Annotated in this window: 16 protein-coding genes, 1 tRNA gene and 2 rRNA genes (1 of these 19 only partly in view); 10 read left to right on the top strand and 9 right to left on the bottom strand. The window is 62.9% G+C overall.

Features of this window, described 5'->3' with window-relative positions:
• The 4 genes from IU367_RS18035 to IU367_RS18020 all read left to right on the top strand — a co-directional run.
• Positions 1-1,517: ribosomal RNA gene (locus IU367_RS18035) — 23S ribosomal RNA — on the top strand; it begins 1,373 nt to the left of the window's first position.
• A 125-nt stretch (positions 1,518-1,642) separates the two neighbouring features.
• A 5S ribosomal RNA gene (rrf, locus tag IU367_RS18030) occupies positions 1,643-1,757 on the top strand.
• Between the two features lie 96 nt (positions 1,758-1,853).
• Positions 1,854-1,930 (top strand) — tRNA-Asp (locus IU367_RS18025).
• Between the two features lie 178 nt (positions 1,931-2,108).
• Complete coding sequence (locus tag IU367_RS18020) at positions 2,109-2,609, top strand: NUDIX hydrolase (protein WP_274452628.1); 501 nt, start codon at positions 2,109-2,111, stop codon at positions 2,607-2,609.
• A 29-nt stretch (positions 2,610-2,638) separates the two neighbouring features.
• On the opposite strand, the gene IU367_RS18015 is transcribed toward IU367_RS18020, so the two are convergent.
• Both IU367_RS18015 and IU367_RS18010 read right to left on the bottom strand, forming a co-directional pair.
• Complete coding sequence (locus IU367_RS18015; protein ID WP_274452626.1) at positions 2,639-3,922, bottom strand: HAMP domain-containing sensor histidine kinase; 1,284 nt, start codon at positions 3,920-3,922, stop codon at positions 2,639-2,641.
• Positions 3,919-4,599, bottom strand: coding sequence for a response regulator transcription factor (locus tag IU367_RS18010; protein ID WP_274452624.1), 681 nt, complete (start codon positions 4,597-4,599; stop codon positions 3,919-3,921). Before IU367_RS18010 ends, IU367_RS18015 begins: the two co-directional genes overlap by 4 nt.
• Before the next feature lie 161 nt (positions 4,600-4,760).
• On the opposite strand from IU367_RS18010, the gene IU367_RS18005 reads away from it, so the two are divergent.
• Together IU367_RS18005 and IU367_RS18000 are read left to right on the top strand one after the other, a co-directional pair.
• Positions 4,761-5,921: an efflux RND transporter periplasmic adaptor subunit gene (locus IU367_RS18005; RefSeq protein ID WP_274452622.1), complete on the top strand. Its 1,161-nt coding sequence runs from the start codon at positions 4,761-4,763 to the stop codon at positions 5,919-5,921.
• 2 nt (positions 5,922-5,923) lie between these two features.
• Complete coding sequence (locus IU367_RS18000; protein WP_274452620.1) at positions 5,924-7,870, top strand: MacB family efflux pump subunit; 1,947 nt, start codon at positions 5,924-5,926, stop codon at positions 7,868-7,870.
• Between the two features lie 307 nt (positions 7,871-8,177).
• Here IU367_RS18000 and IU367_RS17995 read toward each other — a convergent pair whose 3' ends face one another.
• The 5 genes from IU367_RS17995 to IU367_RS17975 all read right to left on the bottom strand — a co-directional run bounded on the left by IU367_RS17995 (position 8,178) and on the right by IU367_RS17975 (position 12,397).
• On the bottom strand, positions 8,178-9,014 hold the full coding sequence (locus tag IU367_RS17995; protein ID WP_274452619.1) for a transporter substrate-binding domain-containing protein: 837 nt from the start codon (positions 9,012-9,014) through the stop codon (positions 8,178-8,180).
• A complete protein-coding gene (locus tag IU367_RS17990; RefSeq protein ID WP_274452618.1) occupies positions 9,011-9,772 on the bottom strand; it encodes an amino acid ABC transporter ATP-binding protein in 762 nt (253 codons plus the stop codon). The genes IU367_RS17995 and IU367_RS17990 overlap by 4 nt, the downstream gene beginning before the upstream one ends.
• Positions 9,769-10,431 carry an amino acid ABC transporter permease gene (locus tag IU367_RS17985; RefSeq protein WP_043142248.1) on the bottom strand — a complete coding sequence of 221 codons (663 nt, stop codon included), beginning with the start codon at positions 10,429-10,431 and terminating at the stop codon, positions 9,769-9,771. Before IU367_RS17985 ends, IU367_RS17990 begins: the two co-directional genes overlap by 4 nt.
• Positions 10,432-10,523: 92 nt before the next feature.
• Positions 10,524-11,189, bottom strand: coding sequence for an amino acid ABC transporter permease (locus tag IU367_RS17980; RefSeq protein WP_274452617.1), 666 nt, complete (start codon positions 11,187-11,189; stop codon positions 10,524-10,526).
• Positions 11,186-12,397 carry a threonine synthase gene (locus IU367_RS17975; RefSeq protein WP_274452616.1) on the bottom strand — a complete coding sequence of 404 codons (1,212 nt, stop codon included), beginning with the start codon at positions 12,395-12,397 and terminating at the stop codon, positions 11,186-11,188. The genes IU367_RS17980 and IU367_RS17975 overlap by 4 nt, the downstream gene beginning before the upstream one ends.
• Positions 12,398-12,636: 239 nt before the next feature.
• Here IU367_RS17975 and IU367_RS17970 point away from each other — a divergent pair, with 239 nt between their 5' ends.
• The 4 genes from IU367_RS17970 (at position 12,637) to IU367_RS17955 (ending at position 18,628) form a co-directional block, all read left to right on the top strand.
• Complete coding sequence (locus IU367_RS17970; RefSeq protein ID WP_274452615.1) at positions 12,637-14,784, top strand: prolyl oligopeptidase family serine peptidase; 2,148 nt, start codon at positions 12,637-12,639, stop codon at positions 14,782-14,784.
• Between the two features lie 191 nt (positions 14,785-14,975).
• Positions 14,976-17,126 (top strand): AsmA family protein, encoded by a 2,151-nt coding sequence (locus IU367_RS17965; protein WP_274452614.1) that lies wholly within the window; start codon positions 14,976-14,978, stop codon positions 17,124-17,126.
• Positions 17,127-17,321: 195 nt separating this feature from the next.
• Positions 17,322-17,861: a GNAT family N-acetyltransferase gene (locus IU367_RS17960; protein WP_043142235.1), complete on the top strand. Its 540-nt coding sequence runs from the start codon at positions 17,322-17,324 to the stop codon at positions 17,859-17,861.
• 32 nt (positions 17,862-17,893) lie between these two features.
• On the top strand, positions 17,894-18,628 hold the full coding sequence (locus IU367_RS17955; RefSeq protein WP_274452613.1) for an SDR family oxidoreductase: 735 nt from the start codon (positions 17,894-17,896) through the stop codon (positions 18,626-18,628).
• Positions 18,629-18,685: 57 nt separating this feature from the next.
• On the opposite strand, the gene IU367_RS17950 is transcribed toward IU367_RS17955, so the two are convergent.
• On the bottom strand, positions 18,686-19,780 hold the full coding sequence (locus IU367_RS17950; protein WP_098980718.1) for a type I restriction endonuclease: 1,095 nt from the start codon (positions 19,778-19,780) through the stop codon (positions 18,686-18,688).
• Positions 19,781-20,053: 273 nt separating this feature from the next.
• Complete coding sequence (glnE, locus tag IU367_RS17945; protein ID WP_274452612.1) at positions 20,054-22,936, bottom strand: bifunctional [glutamate--ammonia ligase]-adenylyl-L-tyrosine phosphorylase/[glutamate--ammonia-ligase] adenylyltransferase; 2,883 nt, start codon at positions 22,934-22,936, stop codon at positions 20,054-20,056.
• Between the last annotated feature and the right edge of the window lie 73 nt (positions 22,937-23,009).

Here is a 23,009-nt window from a genome sequence, read left to right as displayed (position 1 = left end):
AGGTTAATATTCCTGCACGACTTGTAATTGCGATGGGGGGACGGAGAAGGCTAGGTGGGCCAGGCGACGGTTGTCCTGGTGAAAGTGCGTAGGTGGTGTTTCTAGGCAAATCCGGAGACACAACACTGAGACACGAGACGAAGCCACTACGGTGGTGAAGCCATTGATGCCCTGCTTCCAGGAAAAGCCTCTAAGCTTCAGATTACAAGTCATCGTACCCCAAACCGACACAGGTGGTCGGGTAGAGAATACCAAGGCGCTTGAGAGAACTCGGGTGAAGGAACTAGGCAAAATAGAACCGTAACTTCGGGAGAAGGTTCGCTCTTGACAGTGAAGTCCCTTGCGGATGGAGCAGTTGGGAGTCGCAGTGACCAGATGGCTGGGACTGTTTATCAAAAACACAGCACTCTGCAAACACGAAAGTGGACGTATAGGGTGTGACACCTGCCCGGTGCCGGAAGGTTAATTGATGGGGTTAGCGCAAGCGAAGCTCTTGATCGAAGCCCCGGTAAACGGCGGCCGTAACTATAACGGTCCTAAGGTAGCGAAATTCCTTGTCGGGTAAGTTCCGACCTGCACGAATGGTGTAACCATGGCCATGCTGTCTCCACCCGAGACTCAGTGAAATCGAATTCGCCGTGAAGATGCGGTGTACCCGCGGCTAGACGGAAAGACCCCGTGAACCTTTACTACAGCTTGGCACTGAACATTGAACCTACATGTGTAGGATAGGTGGGAGGCTTTGAAGGCGTGACGCCAGTTGCGCTGGAGCCGTCCTTGAAATACCACCCTTGTATGTTTGATGTTCTAACGCAGGTCCCTGAATCGGGATCGCGGACAGTGCCTGGTGGGTAGTTTGACTGGGGCGGTCTCCTCCCAAAGAGTAACGGAGGAGCACGAAGGTTGGCTAATCCTGGTCGGACATCAGGAGGTTAGTGCAATGGCATAAGCCAGCTTAACTGCGAGACGGACAGGTCGAGCAGGTACGAAAGTAGGTCATAGTGATCCGGTGGTTCTGAATGGAAGGGCCATCGCTCAACGGATAAAAGGTACTCCGGGGATAACAGGCTGATACCGCCCAAGAGTTCATATCGACGGCGGTGTTTGGCACCTCGATGTCGGCTCATCACATCCTGGGGCTGAAGTCGGTCCCAAGGGTATGGCTGTTCGCCATTTAAAGTGGTACGCGAGCTGGGTTCAGAACGTCGTGAGACAGTTCGGTCCCTATCTGCCGTGGGCGTTGGATGATTGAAGGGAGTTGCTCCTAGTACGAGAGGACCGGAGTGAACGAACCTCTGGTGTTCGGGTTGTCACGCCAGTGGCACTGCCCGGTAGCTAAGTTCGGAATCGATAACCGCTGAAAGCATCTAAGCGGGAAGCGAGCCCTGAGATGAGTCATCCCTGACCCCTTGAGGGTCCTAAAGGGCCGTTGGAGACCACAACGTTGATAGGTGGGGTGTGTAAGCGCGGCGACGTGTTGAGCTAACCCATACTAATTACCCGTGAGGCTTAACCATACAACACCCAAGAAGTGTTCTGAGACTTGTAGCAAGTGCATGAACTACTTACCTAATTCAGTGATAGCGACGAAGCCCAAGGCATCAGTCGTTATTCACGTCAGCTTTCTGGATTGAAGATTTTGCCTGGCGGCCATAGCGCCGTGGAACCACCTGATCCCATGCCGAACTCAGAAGTGAAACGCGGTAGCGCCGATGGTAGTGTGGCATTCGCCATGCGAGAGTAGGACACTGCCAGGCACCCAATTAAACGGTGATGTGAAAACACATAGCCGGCTGCGAGGATGACACCTCAATGAAGCGGCAGACAATTTAGCAAAAAGCTAACCAGACAGCGGAGCGGTAGTTCAGTCGGTTAGAATACCGGCCTGTCACGCCGGGGGTCGCGGGTTCGAGTCCCGTCCGCTCCGCCAAAAACAAGAAGCCCAGTCGAAAGACTGGGCTTTTTTTCGTTTCACTTCTCCTGAATTGCCCTTTCCCTCTTTTATACCCTGCGGATTTATCACGTCATGGGGGTTGTGCCTCAAGGCTTTCCATCAGGGATGGGGTTCGGCATACAATGCACCTTTGGTGTCAGATGGGAGTCACCCTATGCTTTGTCCGCGTTGTGGTTCCGGATCGCTGCAACAGCGCAGCGAGAAAGAGTTTGCCTGTGGCTGTGGTTTTCACTATTTCCAGAATGTGGCGTCGGCCGTGATGGTGGCGCTGTGCTGGCAGGACGAGCTGCTGGTCGCGGTGCGGGCCCGTGATCCCGGCCGGGGCTTGCTGGATCTGCCGGGCGGCTTCGTCGATCCCGGCGAATCGCTGGAGGAAGCCTTGGTGAGGGAGCTCAAGGAGGAACTGGGGCTGGATCTGACGGGGGAGACGCCGCACTACCTGGGCTCTTATGCCAACGTCTATCCCTATGACGATGTGACCTATCACACCTGCGACACCGTCTTTCTGCTGGAGTTGGCAGACAAGCCTGCTGTGGTGGCGGCCGACGATGTGGCTGCCTGCGAGTGGCGCAAGCTGGCCGGCCTTGCCCCTACCGAGTTTGCTTTCCGCTCTACCGGCGCCGCCATCAGTCAATTGCAGCGGCTGCGGGGCTAACCGATAGCAGTGATGACAGGGCGGAGCAGCTAGCCCGGCAGGTGGAGGCTGACGATGAGGCCACCCTCTTCACCGTTTCTGGCCTCGACCCGCCCGCCCTGGGCCTGGATCGCCTTGCGGGTGATGGCAAGGCCCAGCCCATAACCCTTGCCTGCCGCAGGGGAGCCGATCCGCACGAAGGGATCGAAGATGCTGGAGAGCTTGCTCTCATCCACCCCCATCCCCTGATCCGCCACCTCGACGATGAACTCGTCGCCCTGCCGCATCAGGGTCAGGCGGATGGTCTGGCCCGCTTGCGAGAAGCGCAGAGCATTGCGCAGCACGTTGTCGAGGGCCCGGCGGATCAGCTCCGCCTGCCCACAGACCGTGTATTCCTGGGTCTCATCCACCCAGGTTTTGATCTCGACGCCCATGTGCTGCGCCTCGTAGCGGGCATCGCTCACCACGGCGTCGACCAGTCCCTGCAGATCGTAATACTCCTCACTGTCCCGCTCGCCATGGCCGGCGCGGGTGAGGGTCAGAAGCTCGCCGATCATCTTGTCCATGCGCTGGGTCTCGAGCTGGATCCGCGCGAGGGATCCCGCGATCCTGGCCGGATCCTGCTGAGCGAGGCCGATGGCCAGCTGCAACCTGGCAAGGGGGGAGCGCAGCTCGTGAGAGACGTCGTGCAGCAGCTGCTCACGGCTCTCCACCAGCAGTTGCAGCCGCTCGGCCATGGCATCGAAGTCGCGGGCCGCATCGCTGATCTCGTCGTGGCGCCGCCGCATGGCGGGGTAGAGGCGCACTGCCAGATCCCCCTGGGCGAGGCGCTCGAATCCCTGCCGGAAGCGGTTCATGGGGCGGGTCAGGTGCCAGGCGAGCAGGGCGCTGAAGAAGAGGCCGCCAAGCCCGCCGATCCACCACATGGGCGGTGGCATGTTGAGCCAGTTGCGGCGGGGCTGGGGTGGTGCCAGCAACTGCTGCAGGCCGGCACTGTCGTAGTCGAGCCGGTAGTGCTGGCCATCGGCTCCCAGCAGGATGCGGCCGCCCTGTGTTGTGGATTGCTCTGCTGTGACCGGTTCAAGCTGCAGCAGCCTTCGTTCCCGTGCCGGCCAGCTGGCCTGCAGGGCCGCAACCGCAGCCGGTCCCTGCCGCTGCAACAGGCTGGCGGCGGTTGCCAGATGACGCTCGGCCAGCTGACTTGCCATCCGCTGCTCTGGCGGCCCTTCGTGGCGATAGAGGCTGAACGCCACCCACAGCAGCTGGCTCATCATGATGATGGTGAACCAGAAGCCGAACAGGATCTTCCAGAACAGGCGCCCCTTGAGGATCATGCCAGCCGGTATCCTATGCTGCGCACCGTCTCGATGCCGATGGCTTCACCCGCCAGAGCCTGCAGCTTCTGGCGGATATTGCAGATGTGCACGTCGACGCTGCGATCATAGGGCTCGCGCGGGCGGCCGAGCCCGTGCAGGGAGAGCTCATCCTTGCTGACCACTCGCTCCGGCGAGCGCAGCAGCAGTTCCAGCAGGTTGAACTCGGTGGCGGTCAACTCCAGCGGCTGCGCCTGCCAGTGACACTGACGGGTGGCGGGGGAGAGCACCAGCTCGCCAAGGCGCAGGCCCTGCTCTTTGCCCGGATGGGCGGGGGCAGGCTCGACCCGGCGCAGCACGGCCCTCAGCCTGGCCACCAGTTCCCGCGGGTAGCAGGGCTTGGGCACATAGTCATCGGCCCCCATCTCCAGCCCGATCACTCGATCGATGTTGTCCCCCTTGGCGGTGAGCATGATGACGGGGATCCGGCTGTCGCGGCGAATGTGGCGCAGCACCTCGCTGCCATTCAGATCAGGCAGCATGATGTCTAGCACCACGGCGGCATAGTTGCCGGAGAGGGCGTGTTGTACGCCGCTCTTGCCGGTCAGCACATGGGTGGTGGCAAAGCCTTCGCCAGCCAGGTATTCGCTCAGCATGATGCCAAGCTCCAGATCATCGTCCACCAGCAGGATCTTCATCGCTCTTCTCCGTCTCGGGCTGGCGCCATTTTCCCGTGTCCGTCTCCGCCTGACAGCTGCTTTTACGCAATCCTTACACTGCCCTGCAAGAGGCTTAACCGGACATTGGAGTAGATTGCCCGGGTCTGTTTCACCCTCTGTTTTAGCCAAGGATATCCGCGATGGCCCGTGTCCGTCTCCCCGTTGTTCGCCTGCTGCTGCCCGCCCTGGTGCTGGTCGGTGCCGGCTGGCTGTTGCTGCCTTCCACTGCGGCACCAACTGCCTCTTACATCACGGCCCCGGTCGAGCGGCGGGATCTGGAGCAGAGCGTGCTGGCCGACGGCACTCTGCAGGCCCAGAAGCTGGTGAGCGTGGGGGCGCAGGTGTCGGGGCAGATCAAGGCGCTGCACGTGGCGCTGGGGGACGAGGTGAAGCAGGGTGATCTGCTGGTCGAGATCGACGATCTCACCCAGCAGAACGCCCTCAAGGATGCCGAAGCCGCCCTCGACAACGTGCAGGCCCAGCTGGCCTCGCGCCAAGCAACTTTGCGCAACAACCAGCTGGCCTTCGAGCGCCAGCGCAAGGTGCTGGCCCGGGGATTGGGCAGTCAGGCCGACTACGACAGCGCGGAGGCGACCCTGACGGCGACGCGTGCCGACATCCGGGCGCTGACGGCGCAGGCGGTGCAGGCCCACATCGCGGTGGACACCGCCAGAGTGAATCTGGGTTATACCCGCATTGTCTCCCCCATGGCGGGCACCATAGTGGCGATCCCGGTGGAGCAGGGGCAGACGGTCAACGCGGTGCAGAGTACTCCGACCATGGTCAAGGTGGCGCGGCTCGATACCATGACGGTGGAGGCGCAGATCTCGGAGGCGGACGTGATCAGGGTGAAGGCCGGCCTGCCCAGCTATTTCACCGTGCTGGGGGCGCCCGAGCAGCGCTACCAGGCCCGTCTGCGCGCCATCGAGCCCGCCCCCGACACCATCAACGACGACACGACCAGCAGCAGTTCGACCAGCACGGCCGTCTACTACCACGGTCTGTTCGAGGTGGAGAACCCTGAAGGGGCTCTGCGCATCGGCATGACGGCCCAGGTGCACATAGTGCTGGCGACCGAGCGCAACGCCCTGGTGATCCCGGCCATCGCCCTGAGCGGTGACAGGGTGCAGGTAGTGGATGGTGCGGGCCAGCCCCAATGGCGGCAGGTGAAGGTGGGCCTCAACAACAAGGTGGATGCCCAGATCCTGGCGGGGTTGGCCGCCGGGGAGGCCGTGGTGGTGAGCCAGCTGACGGCCCAGCACCAGCAGAGCGGGCGGATGGGCCCGCCGATGGGGATGTGACCATGAGGGAACCACTGCTGCAACTGAGCGGGATCCGCCGCCATTTTGGTGACGGAGAGCGGCGCGTCGAGGTGCTCAAGGGGATCGATCTGACCATAGCACGGGGCGAGATGGTGGCCATCGTCGGCGCCTCCGGCTCCGGCAAATCGACCCTGCTCAATATTCTGGGCTGCCTGGATCAGCCGAGTGAGGGTAGCTATCGGGTGGCCGGACGGGAGGCGGGCCGGCTGACGGCCGATGCGCTGGCGACCCTGCGCCGCGAGCACTTCGGTTTCATCTTTCAGCGCTACCACCTGCTGGGTGATCTCAGTGCCCGCGACAACGTGGCGCTGCCCGCCCTCTATGCCGGGTTGGCCGGCGATGCACGCAAGGCGCGGGCCGAGAGTCTGCTGCAGCGGCTTGGGCTCGGCAGCCGGCTCGACTACAAGCCGAGCCAGCTCTCCGGCGGCCAGCAGCAGCGGGTCAGCATTGCCCGCGCCCTCATCAACGGCGGTCAGGTCATCCTGGCGGACGAACCGACCGGTGCCCTCGACAGCCAGAGCGGCGCCGAGGTGCTCGCCATCCTGGGCGCGCTGCATCGGCAGGGCCACACGCTGGTGCTGGTGACCCACGACATGGCGATCGCCGAACAGGCCGAGCGGATCATAGAGCTCAAAGACGGGGCGGTGGTGGCCGACCGTCGTCGCGAGCCGGCACCGCCGTCCCCTGCGCCAACCACTCCCCGTGCCGACACCGAGGGACGCAGCGCTCTGGCCGGGCGGCTCGGCGCCGCCTTCAAGATGGCGCTGCTGGCCATGCAGGCCCAGCGGATGCGCACCTTCCTCACCATGCTCGGCATCATCATCGGCATCGCCTCCGTGGTTTCCGTGGTGGCGCTGGGGCGCGGCTCCCAGCAGCAGGTGCTGGCCAACATCAGCGCCATGGGCACCAGCACCCTGGAGATCTTCCCCGGCAGCGGCTTCGGTGATCGGCGGGCCGAGGCGATCCAGACCCTGAGAGCCGAGGATGCCGACGCCCTGACCAGGCTCGACTACGTGCACAGCGTGACCCCCAGCCTGACCACCAGCGCTACCCTGCGCCGGGGCAGTCAGGCGGTCTCAGGCACGGTAAACGGGGTGGGGGAGCAGTTCTTCCAGGTGCGCGGCTATCGGCTGCTGCAGGGCATGTTGTTCGATGCCGCCAGCGTGGCCAGCCTGGCGCAGGAGGTGGTGATAGACGCGAGCAGCCGGGATCGGCTGTTCGCGGCGGGGGAGTCGCCGCTCGGGCAGGTGATCCTGCTGGGCACACTGCCGTGCCGGGTGATAGGTGTGGTGGCCCGCAATCAGAGCGGGTTTGGCAGCGATGAGAACCTCAACGTCTGGATCCCCCACACCACGGCCATGAAGCGGATGCTGGGCCAGAGCCATCTGCGCAGCATCAGCGTGCGGGTACGGGATGAGGTGGCGCTGGCCGCCGCCGAGGACGGCCTCACCCGGCTGCTGCGCCAGCGCCACGGCACTCAGGATTTCTTCGTGCTCAATACCGACAGCATCCGCCAGACCATCACCAGCACCAATGCCACCCTGACCCTGCTGATCGCCATGATAGCGCTCATCTCCCTGGTGGTGGGAGGCATAGGGGTGATGAACATCATGCTGGTGTCGGTGACCGAGCGTACCCGCGAGATCGGCGTGCGGATGGCGGTGGGGGCCAGTGCCGGCGACATCATGCAGCAGTTTCTGATCGAGGCGGTACTGGTCTGCCTGCTGGGCGGGGTGGCCGGTGTGCTGCTCGCCCTGCTGGTTGGCGTCTTGTTCGCGCACTTCAGCAGCCAGTTTGCCATGAGCTACTCCCTGGGCGCCGTGCTGGCGGCCTTCCTCTGCTCCAGCCTTATTGGCGTGTTGTTCGGCTTCTTCCCGGCGCGGCGGGCGGCGCGGATGGACCCTATCCACGCGCTGGAGCGGGAGTAAGCACACTCTTAGGCGCCTTGGCGCGCCACCCCATTCGCCTGCGGGGGCGGGAGTTCATCCCTCTTCTGCACCCGGGGCGGATTGGCCAGACGGCACCCTGTGCCAGTCCGGCAGCCTGAACAGTGTCATCGACGTGACACAGCCTGCTCTGCGCGGGTTTTCAACCGGGCCCCGTGGCCCGGTTCTTTTTCCCATGCGAAAAAAAGGCGCCACCCGAGGGGGACGCCTGAAAGGTCAAACCTTGCGGTTTGCGGACCAACGGAACCAAGACTTCACACACTTCACACTCTCAGCACTTCTGGCAGGCTCAGCCCTGCCACTTGCCTCCTTCCACTATCACGTCGTTGGGATTTGTATCGGCGCTCAACTTGTCGCGCACATACTGGTCATACAGCTTGAGCAGGTACTTCTCTTCCCCCAGCTTGGCGAGACGGTCGTTGACCCAGTCACGCAGCTCGATATTGCCCTTCTTCACCGCCGGTGCGATCGGATCTTCCGAGCCCAGCTTCTGGGGCAGAACGCGATAGCCCGGGTTCTCCTTGGCCCAGCTGAACAGCACCAGGTTGTCCTGGGCGTAGGCATCGCCACGACCCTGGGCCAGGGCCTGCAGGGATTCGGTGTTCTTCTCGAACTTGAGTACCTTCCAGTCCGGGTGGTTGCGGGTCAGCCAGATGTCGGCCGTGGTGCCAGTGGTGACGATCAGGGTCTTGTCCGCGAGATCGTCCAGCCCCTTGGCGGCACTCTTCTCCGGCACCAGCACCTGTACCGCCACTCGCAGGTTCGGGTTGGTGAAATCCACCACCTGACGCCGCTCCGGGGTCACCGTCATGTTGGCGAGGATCAGATCCACCTTGTCGCTCTGCAGGAAGGGGATGCGGCTGGCGGGCTCGACCGCCACGAATTCGATCTTGTTTTCATCCCCCAGCAGATCCTTGGCGAAGCGGCGGCCGAGATCCGTGTCAAAGCCCACGTAGTTCCCCTTCTCATCCACGTAGCCAAACGGCGGCTTGTCGGTGAAGACGCCGACGATGAGCTTGTCGCGGGCCTTGATCTTGGCGAGGGAACCGTCCGCCGCCTGGGCGGCGCCGCTGGCGATACCCAGCCCTATCAGGGCACTGAACAGAACCGAGGTGATTTTTTTCATGCTGACTCCTTTCGTTTGATGACATTTGTATAAGAAAACTTGGCGAGGAACTGGCGTGCACGCTGGCTCCTCGGGTTATCGAAGAACTGGTGGGGGGCGCCCAGCTCCAGAATGTGGCCGCCATCCATGAAGACGATGCGATCCGCCACCGCCTGGGCAAACGCCAGCTCGTGGGTGACGATGAGCAGGGTCATGCCGCTGCCGGCGAGATCCCGGATCACCTCCAGCACCTCCTGTACCATCTCGGGATCCAGGGCGGCGGTCACCTCGTCAAACAGCATCACCTGGGGGTTCATGCACAGGGCCCGCACTATGGCGATGCGCTGCTGCTGGCCGCCGGAGAGCTGGCGCGGATAGTCGTGACGCCGCTCCCACAGGCCGATGCGGGTCAGCAGCTGCTCCGCTTGCAGCAGGGCCTCCTGCCGCTCCCGTTTTTGCACCTGAAGGGGGCCGAGCAGCACGTTCTCCAGCACCGTCAGGTTGGGGAAGAGGTGATAGCTCTGGAACACCATGCCGATGCGCTGGCGTACCCGTTGCCAGTCGGTGGCACCATCCAGCAGCACGCCGTCGAAGCGGATCTCGCCCCCCTGAATCGGCTCGAGCCCGTTGAGGGTGCGCAGCAGGGTGCTCTTGCCGCAGCCACTCGGCCCCAGGATGACGATCACTTCCCCTGGGTTCACCGTGAGGCTGACCTCGTCCAGTACTCGGTTTTGGCCGAATTGTTTGCTGACAGCATTGAGTTCAAGCAGAGGTGTCATACCGCATTACCCCATTTTTGCTCCAGCCGGCGCGAGGCGAGCGAGAGCGGATAGCAGACCGATAAGAAGAACAGAAACAGCAGGCCGTAGATGAGCACGGAGGCATAGGTGCGCTCTATGATCTGCTGGCCCACCTTGATCACCTCCACCACCCCGATCAGCACCGCCAGCGAGCTGGTCTTGATGATGCGGGTATAGATGTTGATGGTCGGCGGCGTCAGCCGCTGCAACGCCTGGGGCAGCAGCACGTGGCGATAGAGCTGCCAGGTCGAGAGCCCGAGCGCCAGCCCGGCCTCCTGTTGACCACGGGCCAGGGATCCCAGGCCGCCGCGCACCACCTCCCCCACCTCGCTGGCGCCCCAGAGGGCGAGCACCAGCACGGCGCACCAGAAGGCCGGAATATCGAGGCCGAAGAAGATCGGCAACCCGAAGAAGAAGAGGTAGAGCCACACCAGCACGGGCACCACCCGAAACAGCTCCAGATAAACCCGCAGCAGCCCTCGAACCAACCGGCCTCCCTGTTGCGCCAGCACGCCGTAAGCGACGCCGCCCAGGGTGGCGAACAGGATGGCGAGCAGCGAGATGGCGAGGGTCTGGCCTGCGCCAATGGCCAGCAGAGGCAGCGCCTGCGTCAACAACTCAGTAACCGAACCGGCCATATTGAACCCTCCTTTTCGAGGCTCGCGGGGCGAGTGATGACGATGATGGGGCGATCTGCTCCCTCATCGAAGACAGCCTCAGTCCAGATAACTCAGTGACCGAACTGACCATGTTGCAGCCTCCTTTCAACGACCCGCAGGGCGAGGGACAGCGGCAGGAAGATCAGCACGCACATCAGGGTCAGCACAGCCAGCATCTCGTAGGTCTTGTAGTAGAGGGCTATGTAGTTCTTGGTGGTGTAGAGCAGCTCGGGCACGGCCACCGCCGAGGCCACTGTCGTCTCTTTGAGCAGAAAGATGAAATTGGCAAACAGCGCCGGCAGGCTGGCGAGCCAGGCCTGGGGCAGCTGCACGTGGCGCAGCAACTGCCAGCGGGAGAGACCTATGGCCCGGCCCGCCTCCAGCTGGCTGTGGGGCACCGCCTGCACCCCGGCCCGCAGCGCCTCTGTCAGATAGCCGCCGCCGAGGAAGGTCATGGCGATCACCGCAGTGGCAAAGCCGGACAGCGACAACCCCAGCGCCGGCAGCCCAAAGTAGAGAAAGAACAGCTGGATCAAGAGCGGCGTGTTGCGGGCCAGCTCCACATAGGTGCGGATCACCCTGTTCAGCCAGGGCCTGTGCAGGCTCAGCAGGGTCACGTTGAGCAGAGCCACAGCGAGCGAAGTGAGGATCACTATGGCGCCGAGCTGCAGCGTGACCCAGATCGACTTGCCAAATGCCGGCAGCGTGGTGAGGACAAAGGACCAGTCGAAGCTCATGCCGGTATCCTCCCGTCACGGCGCAGCCGCTGGGACAGCACTGTGATGGCGTCCGGGTACTTGATGCCGGCACCCGTGTTGAGCACCACCACCCGCTCGCCCTCCCGGATCCAGCCCGTTTCGCGCAGCTGACGGGCGGCGGCGAAGGCGGCCGCCCCCTCCGGGCAGACGAAGCTGCCCTCCCGGGAGGCGAGCTGGCGGATCTCGGCGCTAATCGCCCGCTCATCCACGGCGATGGCGCAACCCTCGGTGCGATAGAGGGCGTCCAGCACCAGAAAATCCCCCAGCGCCTTGGGCACATTGATGCCGAAGGCCAGGGTCTGGGAGTCGGGCCAGAAGCGCGACTCGCGCTCCCCCTGCTGCCAGGCCTGCACTATGGGCGCGCAGCCGCTCGCCTGCACCGCCACCAGCCGGGGCAGGTCGCCCTTGATCCAGCCCAGTTCCTGCAACTCCAGCAGCGCCTTGTAGATGCCGATGAGGCCGACGCCGCCACCGGTTGGGTAGAGGATCACGTCCGGCAGGGTCCAGCCGAATTGCTCGGCTATCTCCAGTCCCATGGTCTTCTTGCCCTCGATCCGATAGGGCTCCTTCAGGGTGGATGCATCGAACAGGGACTGCTCCGCCACCGCCTGGGCGACCTGGCGACCGGCGTCGCTGATGAGGCCATCCACCAGATAGAGGCGGGCACCGGCCAATGAGGTTTCCAGCCGGGTGATGGCGGGGGCCGCCTGTGGCATGACTATGGTGCTGCGCAACCCGGCGCGGGCACCGTAGAGCGCCCAGGCCGCACCGGCATTGCCGTTGGTGGGCATGGCGAAATGCGCGATGCCGAGTTCGCGGGCACGGGAGATGCCGACCGCGGCGCCGCGGGCCTTGAAGGATCCTGTGGGTATGATGCTCTCGTCTTTCATCCAGAGATCCGGTATGCCGATCTGCTTGCCCAGGGTGGGCAGGGGCAAGAGCGGGGTGAGCCCTTCCCCCAGGGTGACGACGTGAGCGGGATCGCGTACCGGCAGCAGCTCGTGATAGCGCCACAGGCTGGCGGGACGGCCCAACAGGTCGGTGGGGCGCCAGGCCTGCTTCAGAGCCTCGAGATCATAGCTTGCCAGCAAAGGCGCCCCTGCCTGGCTCAGTTGCTGGGGCTGGTCGGCATCATGGATCTCGCCTGTCTTGCTGCAACGCAGATGTGATAGGTAGCTGTACGGCATGCTTTATCCTGAATGAGTCGTCTGAGTCAGTTGCTTATTCCATCCTGTGACCCAAGTGCCGGATAACAAACAAAATAAAGTGGCAAACTTAAGCGAAAAAATTCATATGACTCCGTTCAGCCATGCCAGTGTCGGCTCAGAGGGAAGTGGCATCCGCCAGCCAAGCCTGTGGGGGGTTGGGCCATCCGGCACTCTTTGCTACCCTGCCTGTTTCACCGACACCGCAGGGAGCCGCATCGATGCGAGCCATTGTCAGCCTGCTGGCCCTGTCACTGCTGAGTGCCTGCAGCGGCCAGTCAACCAAAGAGGATGCCATGTCAGGGAAAGCGCGCCTTCACTACCCCGTTACCCGCCAGAGCGAGCAGCTGGACCACTACTTCGGCCAGGCCGTGGCCGATCCCTACCGCTGGCTGGAGGATGATCGCAGCCCGGAGACCGAAGCCTGGGTCAGGGCCCAGAACCGGGTGACTCAGGGTTATCTGGCTGAGATCCCGTTTCGCGATGCCATCAAGGGCAAGCTGGCCGCCTCCTGGAACTACGCCAAGGAGGGGGCGCCGTTTCGCGAGGGGCGCTACCACTACTTCTTCAAGAACGACGGCCTGCAGAACCAGAACGTGCTGTGGCGCCAGCTGGCGGGCAAGCCGGCCGAGGTGTTCCTCGATCCCAACCTGCTCAGCCCCGATGGCACCACGGCGCTGGATCAGCTGAGCTTCTCCCGTGACGGCAAGACGCTGGCCTACTCCCTGTCGCTGGCCGGCAGCGACTGGCGCGAGATCCACCTGATGGACGTGGAGAGCAAACAGCCGCTGGAAGTGCCCCTCAAGGACGTGAAGTTCAGCGGCATCAGCTGGCTTGGCAACGAGGGCTTCTTCTACTCGAGCTACGACAAGCCGGACGGCAGCGAGCTGTCGGCCAGGACAGATCAGCACAAGCTCTACTTCCACCGGCTCGGCACGGCGCAGGAGGAGGACCGCCTGGTGTTCGGCGCCATCCCGGCCCAGCAACACCGCTACGTGGGGGCGACCGTGACCGAGGATGATCGCTACCTTCTCATCTCGGCGGCGGACTCCACCTCGGGCAACCGCCTCTATGTGAAGGACCTGACCCGGGAGGGAGCCCCGCTGCTGACGGTGCAGGGGGATCTGGCTGCAGACGTGAACCTGGTGGACAACAAGGGCAGCAGGCTTTACCTGCTGACCAACCGGGATGCCCCCAACCGCCGGCTGGTGACTGTGGAGGCGGACAATCCTGGCCCCGAGCAGTGGCGCGATCTCATCCCGGAGCGTCAGCAGGTGCTGACGGTGCACAGCGGCAGCGGCTACCTGTTCGCCGAGTACATGGTGGACGCCACCGCCCGGGTCGAACAGTTCGACCATGACGGCAAGCGGGTGCGCGAGGTGGCGCTGCCGGGACTTGGCAGCGTGAGCGGCTTCAACGGCAAGCAGGATGATCCCGCCCTCTACTTCGGCTTCGAGAACTACGCCCAGCCGCCGACTCTCTACAAGTTCGAGCCCAACAGCGGGGCCATCAGCCTCTATCGCGCCTCGGCTGCCCCGTTCAAACCGGAGGATTATGTCTCTGAGCAGCGTTTCTACCGGAGCAAGGACGGCACCAGGGTGCCGCTCATCGTCAGCTACCGCAAGGGGCTGAAACTCGATGGCAGCAACCCGACCATCCTCTACGGCTATGGCGGCTTCGACGTGAGCCTGACCCCGAGCTTCAGCGTCTCGGTCGCCAACTGGCTGGATCTGGGGGGCGTCTATGCGGTGGCCAACCTGCGTGGCGGTGGCGAGTACGGCCAGGCCTGGCACCTGGCGGGCACCAGGATGAACAAGCAGAACGTGTTCGACGACTTTATCGCCGCGGCCGAGTACCTCAAGGCCGAGGGTTACACCCGCACCGACCGGCTGGCCATCAGAGGCGGCTCCAACGGCGGTCTGCTGGTGGGAGCCGTCATGACCCAGCGCCCGGATCTGATGCGGGTCGCCCTGCCGGCAGTGGGGGTGCTCGACATGCTGCGCTACCACACCTTCACTGCCGGGGCTGGCTGGGCCTACGACTATGGCACCAGCGCCGACAGCGAGGCCATGTTCGACTACCTGAAGGGCTACTCGCCGCTACACAGCGTCCGGGGCGGGGTCAGCTACCCCTCGACCCTGGTGACCACGGCGGATCACGACGACCGTGTGGTGCCGGCCCACTCCTTCAAGTTTGCCGCCACCCTGCAGGCTGACGACGCAGGCCCCCATCCCCAGCTCATCCGCATCGAGACCAACGCCGGGCACGGGGCGGGCACGCCGGTGGCCAAGCTGATCGAGCAGAGTGCGGACATCTATGCCTTCACCTTGTACGAGATGGGTTACCGGCAACTGCCGCGCCAACCATGACCCAGGCGAGATGGGTTACCGGTAGTTGCCGGTCATCCCCTGAGATCAGGGCCCTGCGGGGCCCTTTTTGTTGTCAGCCCCCGGCTGCGACCATCCCTGTCTCGCCGCCATCCGGTTTCGGGCGGCGGGGGCCATCCGCCGCGCCCCCGGTGGTATAGTCAGTCACAGGATCAGCATTCAAGGAGTCCATCGTGAAGAAGATCATCTACATACTGCTGGGGCTTGCGCTGGCCGCCCTGGTATCCATAGTCGCTCTGGTGAGCCTGATCGACCCCAATCAGTTCAAGCCCCAGCTGGTGGAGCAGGTGCGCAAGAGCACGGGCCGCGAACTGGTGATGCAAGGGGATATCGGCTGGCGTTTCTGGCCAAGCCTGGGTCTCTCCCTCGAGCAGGTGGCGCTGCGCAACCCGGCCGGTTTTGCCGAGCCGGATCTGGTGCGCTTCGAGCTGGGCCAGGCCTCGGTGGCCCTGCTGCCGCTGCTCTCCCACCGGCTGGAGATTGGCGAGGTGACGCTGAACGGGGCACACCTCTTCATCCAGACCAAGGCCGATGGCAGCTCCAACCTGAGCGATCTCATCAAGGCGTCCGAGGCTGCCAAGGGCAGCGAGCCCGCGCCAGGTGGCCAGAGCCAGCCCCCTGCGGGTAATGGCCAGACCTGGCAGATCAGCTTGCAGGGTGTGGTGCTGGAGCAGGCCAGCGCCCTGCTGCAGGACGATCGCGACGGCACAGTCTCCCGCCTCGAACAGCTCGACCTCAACCTGGGTCAGCTGGTGGTGGATCAGTGGGTGCCTGTGACCCTGGCCGCCAGGGGCGCGCGCGGGGATCTTGCCTTCGATATCAAGGGACAGACTCAGCTCAAGCTGGCCCGGGAGGAGACAGCCAGCGAACTCAAGGATCTCAGCCTGAGCGGCAGCCTGAGTGCGCCGACGCAGCGGCTCGATGCCTTCTCCCTCAAGGCCGACCGGCTGGCACTGGGGCAGTGGAGCAGCCTCACGCTCAGTCTGCAGGGCGCTCAGGGAGCGGCAGACCAGCCGACTCTGGCCGGTTCCCTGGAGGGGACCCTCAAGGCGCGGCTCGATCAGGGACAGCAACTGCTGGAAGTGTCGGATGCGGTGCTGGCCGCCAAGCTGCAAGGCTCGGCTTTGCCGCGCCCGCAACTGGATCTCAAGCTGGCCGGCTTTGCCCGCGCCGAGCTCGACAAGCAGACCATCACCCTGAGCAAGCTGGTGCTGGATGCCGACAAGACACTGCTGAGCGGGGAGGGAGTTGTGCGGCTCGGCGACGTGCCCAGGGTCGACTTCGATCTCAAGGGCGACAAGCTGGATCTCGACGCCTGGCTCGGCAAACCGGCAGCGACCCAGGCCGCAGCGTCAGCGCCTTCGGCTCCCGCGAAGGCGACAGACAAGGGGGCCGCCCCCAAGCTGGCCCAGGCACTCTCGGCGGTGGAGCCGGATCTGAGCGCCCTCAAGGCGTTTGATCTGGCCGGTCGGCTGCAACTGGGCAGCCTGCGGCTGAAGGGACTGGACTTGAGCGCCGTCGATCTGCAGCTGGCGCTGGCGGGTGGCCAGCTCAGCCTCAAGCAGTTCAGCGCCGGCGTGGCCGGCGGTCAGGTGACGGCGAACGGCGTGCTCGATGCCCGTCAGCAACCTGCCCGCTACCAGGTACACAAGCGGGTGCAGGGGGTGAATGTGCGCCCGTTGCTGCAGACCCTGGCCCAGAGCGATCTGCTGGAGGGCAAGGGAGATCTCGAGGTGCAGGTACAAGGTAGTGGCCTCTCCGAGCAGGCGCTGCGCAGCCGGATGCAGGGCAAGGTGAGCCTCAAGCTGAGCGATGGTGCCCTGCACGGCATCAACCTGGCGGAGATGATCCGCGAGGCGCGGGCCACCCTGACCGGCAAGGGGGCCGAGCAGGTCAAGGAGGCCCGCAAGACCGACTTCAGCGCCCTTACCGCCAGCTTCCAGATTGCCAACGGCGTGGCCCGCACCGACGACATCCAGCTGTTTGCCCCGGCCCTGCGGGTGAAAGGCGAGGGCCAGACAGCTCTGGTGCCGGAAACCCTGGATTTCCTGTTCCTCACCTCCATCGTCGAGAGCAGCAAGGGCCAGGGCGGCAAGGATGTGGATGAGCTCAAAGAGATCACCATACCGGTGCGCATCGGCGGTCACTGGCAGGCTCCCAGCTACCGGCTCGACGTGAAAGCCTTGCTCGGCAACAACAAGCTGCTGGAGGAGAAGGCCCGCAAGGAGGCCGAGCGTGGCCTGAAAAAATTGCTGGGGGACAAGGCCGACAGCGAAGGCGTCAAGGGGGTGGCGGATCAGCTGCTCAAGGGGCTGTTCAAGTAGTTATCCCCCTCTTCATTGCCATTCAGAGCCCGCCCCGAGCGGGCTCTTTGCTGCCGCTCGTCCATGTGTCTGGGCCTGGCTGTTCACTGTCAGATGGGGCTGGCAGCAAGAAAGCCCGGTTGCTTCTGGTTAAAAATAGGGAGGTAGCCTTGGCCCAAAGGTGATATCACTGTTGGTTTACCAAGGAGTAGATGAATGAGCCGAAGTGAAGTCGTGAGAGAGATATCCCATCCGGACTGGCCTCTGGTCTGGCAGATCTATGGCAGCAGCTTCCCGCGCTACGAGCAACGCCAGCCGCAGCATCAGCAGGTCAAGATGGCGGATCCTCACTTTCACTGTCAGCTCTTTTATCAAGGCGATGTGCTGCTCGGCTTCATCTTCTGGTGGGCCTGCGGCGAGCAGATCTATATCGAGCATCTGGCCATCAATCCGGCCCTGCGCGGCCAGAATCATGGCTCCCGCCTGCTCGCCGCCTTCTGCGAGACGGCGGGGTGCACCGTCATCCTGGAGATAGACCCGCCAGAGGATGAGATTGCCATCCGGCGGCTGCGCTTCTACCAGTCGCTGGGCTTTTGCCTCAACGACCATGACCATGTGCACCCGCCCTATCATCCCGACTATCAGGGGCACGGGCTGCGGGTGCTGAGCTACCCAAATCCCATCAACCCCGCTGAGTACCAGCAGTTCAACCGGATGCTGGTGACGCGGGTGATGGATCATGGCTTGACTGCCTGACCGGTAGCCAGGGTGAAGAACAAGGAGGTTCAATGAACAGGAATGTGCTGATCACGGGTGGCAGCCGGGGGATTGGAGCCGCCACAGCCCGCCATCTGGCGGGGCAGGGTTATCACCTCTGCATCAACTATCGGCGTGACCGGCAGGCTGCCGAGGCGCTGGTGGCCGAGATCCGGGCGCAACATCCGGTCGACTGCATAGCGGTGCAGGCGGATATCAGCGTCGAGGCCGAGGTGGTGCACCTGTTCGAGGAGATGGACGCGCGGCTCGGGGTGATCACCCATCTGGTCAACAACGCCGGCATCTTGCAGCCCCAGATGAAGGTGCTGGAGATGAGCGCCGAGCGCATCAACAAGACCCTGACCACCAATGTGACCGGCTATTTTCTCTGCTGCCGGGAGGCGGTGCGGCGCATGACCCGTGGCGGCGCCATCGTCAACGTCTCCTCGGCCGCCGCTCGCCTCGGCGCGGCGGGTGAATACGTGGACTATGCCGCCTCCAAGGGGGCCATAGACGTGCTGACCAGAGGCTTGTCGCTGGAGGTGGCGGCGCAGGGGATCCGGGTCAACGGGGTGCGTCCGGGTTTTATCTACACTGAGATGCATGCCGACGGCGGCGAAGCCGATCGGGTGGAGAGGGTGAAAAGTCAGATCCCGCTGCAGCGGGGTGGTGAGCCGGCCGAGGTGGCCGCCGCCATCGCCTGGCTGTTGTCGGATGAAGCCTCCTACGCCACCGGCACCTTTATCGACCTTGCCGGAGGGCGATAGGCATCTGGCGCAGACTTGGTTGAAAGGGGGCGGAATTAATCCGCCCCCAAACCAAGATTATTCGTAGACGGCAGTGGCTGTCAGTAACTGGTCGGCAAAGGTGAATATTTCATCGATTGAGCCGATGGGATGCCGGGTTTCTTTTTTATCGGCATCAAATAATCCAAGATATTTCTGCTTCGAATTGAAATGTAACCGGCAAAGCGGCTTGCGGTTATTATCGTCGAGCAGGATGCCAAAATAACTCTGGGTGTCTCTTGCCGCGATCCTGGTTACATCAAATTGTTGTCTCAGGATAGCTTTGACGACGTTGAAGCCTTCTACTTCCTCAATGCTGGTATCTATCTTAGATTTTTCTTCATTATTGGTCTCAGGCTCATTGTTATCGCTTGATGTGGCACTATCAAATGCAGGTGGAATGGCCGAGGCGCTGACACTGCTACCAATCGCAGATTTCAATCTGGCATTGATGCTGTCATTGAGGAATTGGCTGAGAGCCTTCTTGGTAATATCGGTAAATGACTGTTTTACCCTTGCGGTAAGTACGCCGTCATAGATCCGGGATGCAAAGAACTTAACAAAATCCTCTTCTGGCGAGCCAAACTGCTCGGCTAGCAGTTTCTTGATCTGGCTGAGGTATTTTAGCTCTCCTGCTGCATCGACCACAGATTCAACATCGAAGGAGGTCTTGGTCAGCTTCAATACCTCAGGCACTATGTGTTCATCGATATCTTCCAGATCCAGCGTTAAAAATGGTTTTTCATCCATTTTGTTTGGCGCATCAAGATCTGTATAGAACTCATATTGTGCACCATTGGTCAGAATGCCGATCCGAGCATTGGTGACTGAAAAATAGCGAAAGAGTTGACCCGAGTGCTTGGCTGACAGCTTTTCACTGTATTTTTTGCACTCAACCAGGATTTGTACCTGTCCATCTTTGAGAATGGCGTAGTCAACTTTCTCTCCTTTTTTGATTCCCGTATCTGCGGTGAATTCCGGAATCACCTCCGTGGGATCAAACACATCATAACCGAGTACACGGTTGAGAAATGGCATGACAAACGCGTTCTTGGTTGCTTCTTCAGTGGTGATCATCGATGACTGTTGAGCAATCTTTTTGGCGAGACTCTGTAGCTGTTCTGAAAAATCCATTTTTTCCTCTCTGCATGGAGACTGGGGCTGGCACTATTGAGTCGATATTCATCCCCGTCATATCGGGGCAGAAACAGGGTGATGACATAGACACAGGTTATCTCTGCTTATATTCAGCAAAGTGCCATACGATGCCAAGGTTGGCATGCCTGAAACAGGATCCAGCTCACCGCTATTGAGTGTTATATGAAAGAAAACTGGGCCAGGGGCTGACATTCATATTGAAAAGGGGCGCTGTAGCGCCCCTTTTCATTGCTCCAGCAGAGCCTTGTTTCACTCTCCCAACAGCAGTTGCCAGACTGCCAGCACATGGCCGCGCTCGGGCTGCAACTGGTCGTCGCCCACCTTGCGGGAGATCTCCGAGAGGTTGAGGCGATGGCCCCGGTTGCGGATCTCCAGATAGGCCTGTTTCAGCCCCTCCGCCTGCTCTAGGGTGAGCACCCCCACCATGACGCACTCATCGAAGATGCGCACGTTATCGGACCAGCGGGTGAGGGGCTCTGGCTCGCCACTGGCGTGGGCCAGCACCAGATATTGGGCGATGAATTCGATATCCACCATGCCGCCGGGGGACTGCTTGAGGTCGAACTCCCCGGCGCCCGCCTTGAGCAGATGATCCCGCATCTTGTGGCGCATCTCGCGCACCTCTTTGGCCAGGGTCGGCAGATCCCGTTCTTTGGCCAGCACGGCGCGGCGGATGCGGGCAAAGTCGGCGATGACCGCTTCGTCCCCGTAGATGGGGCGGGCCCGCACCAGCGCCTGATGCTCCCAGGTCCAGGCCTCGTGCTGTTGATACTGCTCATAGGCCGACAGCGACGAGACCAGCAGGCCGGAATCGCCGGAGGGGCGCAGCCGCATGTCGATCTCGTAGAGGATCCCGGACGGAGTGCGGGTGCTGAACAGGTGCAGGATCCGCTGGGCGAGGCGCAGGTAGAACTGGCGGCTGTCGATGGGTTTGCGCCCGTCTGTATAGCTGTTGGGATCGCCGCCGTGCAGGAAGACGAGATCCAGATCCGAGCCGTAGCCCAGTTCTATGCCGCCGAGCTTGCCGTAGGCCACCACGGCGAAGCCGCGCTGGCCGCTCACCGCCACTTCGGGTGGCACCCCGTAGCGTTCGCTCATCTGGGCCCAGGCCTGATTGACCACCTCCTCGGTGATCGCCTCCGCCAGCCAGGTGAGGTGGTCGCTCACCTTCATCAGCGGCAGGGCGCCGGCGATGTCGGCCGCCACGATGCGCAGCAACTGCACCTGCTTGAACTGGCGCAGCGCCTCCATCTGCTGCTCCACGTCCTCCTCGGGGATGCGCAGCAGGAACTGGCGCAGCTGGGGCTTGTACTGATCGAGCGGGGTCGGGTGGTAGAGGTGCTGGGGATCCAGCAGCTCATCCAGCAAGATGGGGTAGCGGGCGAGCTGCTCGCTCACCAGGTGGCTGGCGTCGCACAGCCGCACCAGCTGGCGCAGGGCGGCGGGATTCTCCGCCAGCAGCTGCAGATAGGCGCTGCGGGTGAAGATGCGGGTCAGCAGCTCGCACACCCGCTCGAACAGGCGGGCGGGCTGTTCGCTGGCGACCACCAGTCGCAGCAGCTCCGGCATCAGCCAGTCCAGGGCGATGCGTCCCTGCGGGCCGACCTGACGGCGCTTGTACTCCTCCTTGAAGCGCAGCAGGGCACCGCAGAGCGGAACCGGATCCTTGACGCCCTGCGCTATGAGCAATTTCTCCAGCTCGGCGGCATCGAGTTCGGTGCGCCAGAGATCGAGCCAGAGCTGTTCCAGATGGGCGGGGGCCTCCTTCTCTTCGCCAACAACGGCGGCAAACTCCTGATGGACGGCGGCCATCTCCTCATCCAGATGAGCCATAAAGGCGCCCCAGTCCGTAAAGCCGAGGGAGGCGATGAGCCGCTGGCGATCCCGCTCCTCGGTGGGCAGGGTCTGGGTCTGCTGATCGCCGATCTCCTGCAGAATATTCTCGACCCGGCGCAGGAAGCGATACGCCACCAGCAAGCGGTCGCAATGCTCAGCCTCAAGGGCGCCGCACAGGGCGATGGCGGCGAGGGCCTCGGGCAGGTGGCGCACCCGCAGGGCGGGTTCGCGGCCGCCGCGAATGAGTTGCAGCGCCTGGGCGATAAACTCCACCTCGCGAATGCCGCCAGCCCCCAGCTTGATGTTGCCCTCCAGCCCCTTGCGACGCACCTCGGCGGCTATCATCGCCTTCATCTGGCGCAGGCCGTCGATGACGCCGAAGTCGATGTAGCGGCGAAACACGAAGGGGCGCAGCATCTCGGCGAGTGCAACGGCGTGCTCGCACTGGGGCCCCAGTACCCGCGCCTTGACCATGGCGTAGCGCTCCCAGTTGCGGCCGTGGTGCTGGTAGTAATCCTCCATGGCGGCAAAGGAGATGGCGAGCGGGCCCGCGTCGCCGAAGGGGCGCAGCCGCATGTCGACCCGGAACACCTGACCATCCTGGGTGGGCTGGTGGAGGGCGTTGATCAGCCGCTGCCCCAGCTTGATGAAGAAGGGCTGGTTGGCCAGCTCGCGCCGTCCGCCGACCGTGTAGCCGTTCTCGGGGAAGGTGAAGATGAGATCGATATCCGAGGAAAAATTCAGCTCGCCGCCGCCGAGCTTGCCCATGCCGAGGATGAGCAGCGGCTGCGGGTTGCCATCCCCGTCCATGGGGGTGCCCAGCTCGCCGCACTGCTTCTGGTAGAGCCAGTCGCGGGCGGAGCAGATGAGGGCATCCGCCAGCTTGGTGAGGTGGATAAAGCTCTCCTCCACCACGGCGTGGCCCAGCAGCTCGCGCCAGGCGATCACCAGCATGCGGCTACGACGGAATTGGCGCAGGGTGCGCTTGAGCGCCTCTTCATCGCTCACCTCGGCGAGCAGGGCAGTCAGATCGCTCTGATAGGCAGGCCAGCGTTCGGACTGTTCGAGATCCCCGGAGGCGAGGATCTGCGCCAGCAGCTCGGGCTGCTTGATGAGCGAATCGGAGACGAAGTCGGAGAGGCCGAGCAGGGTCAGCAGGGTCTGGCGAATCGCATCGGGCAGGGCATCATAGTCGGGCGCCAGCTCGACCAGCCGCTGCCACTGGCGTTGGGCCTGATCCTGCAGCAAGGGTGGAAGAGAGGAGGGGAGGAAGAGAGAAGCTGAATGCTGGGCCACGGTTGCCGTCCTTGTGGTTAACGGATCTGCAGGGTGAATGAAAATGCTGGCAGCCAATCTAGCACTGTCGAGC

It is taken from the genome of Aeromonas bestiarum, assembly GCF_028751155.1.
Taxonomy (GTDB): Bacteria; Pseudomonadota; Gammaproteobacteria; order Enterobacterales; family Aeromonadaceae; genus Aeromonas; species Aeromonas bestiarum.
The sequence above is the reverse complement of the archived record's forward strand: the minus strand, read 5'-3'. Positions and strand labels throughout refer to the sequence as shown.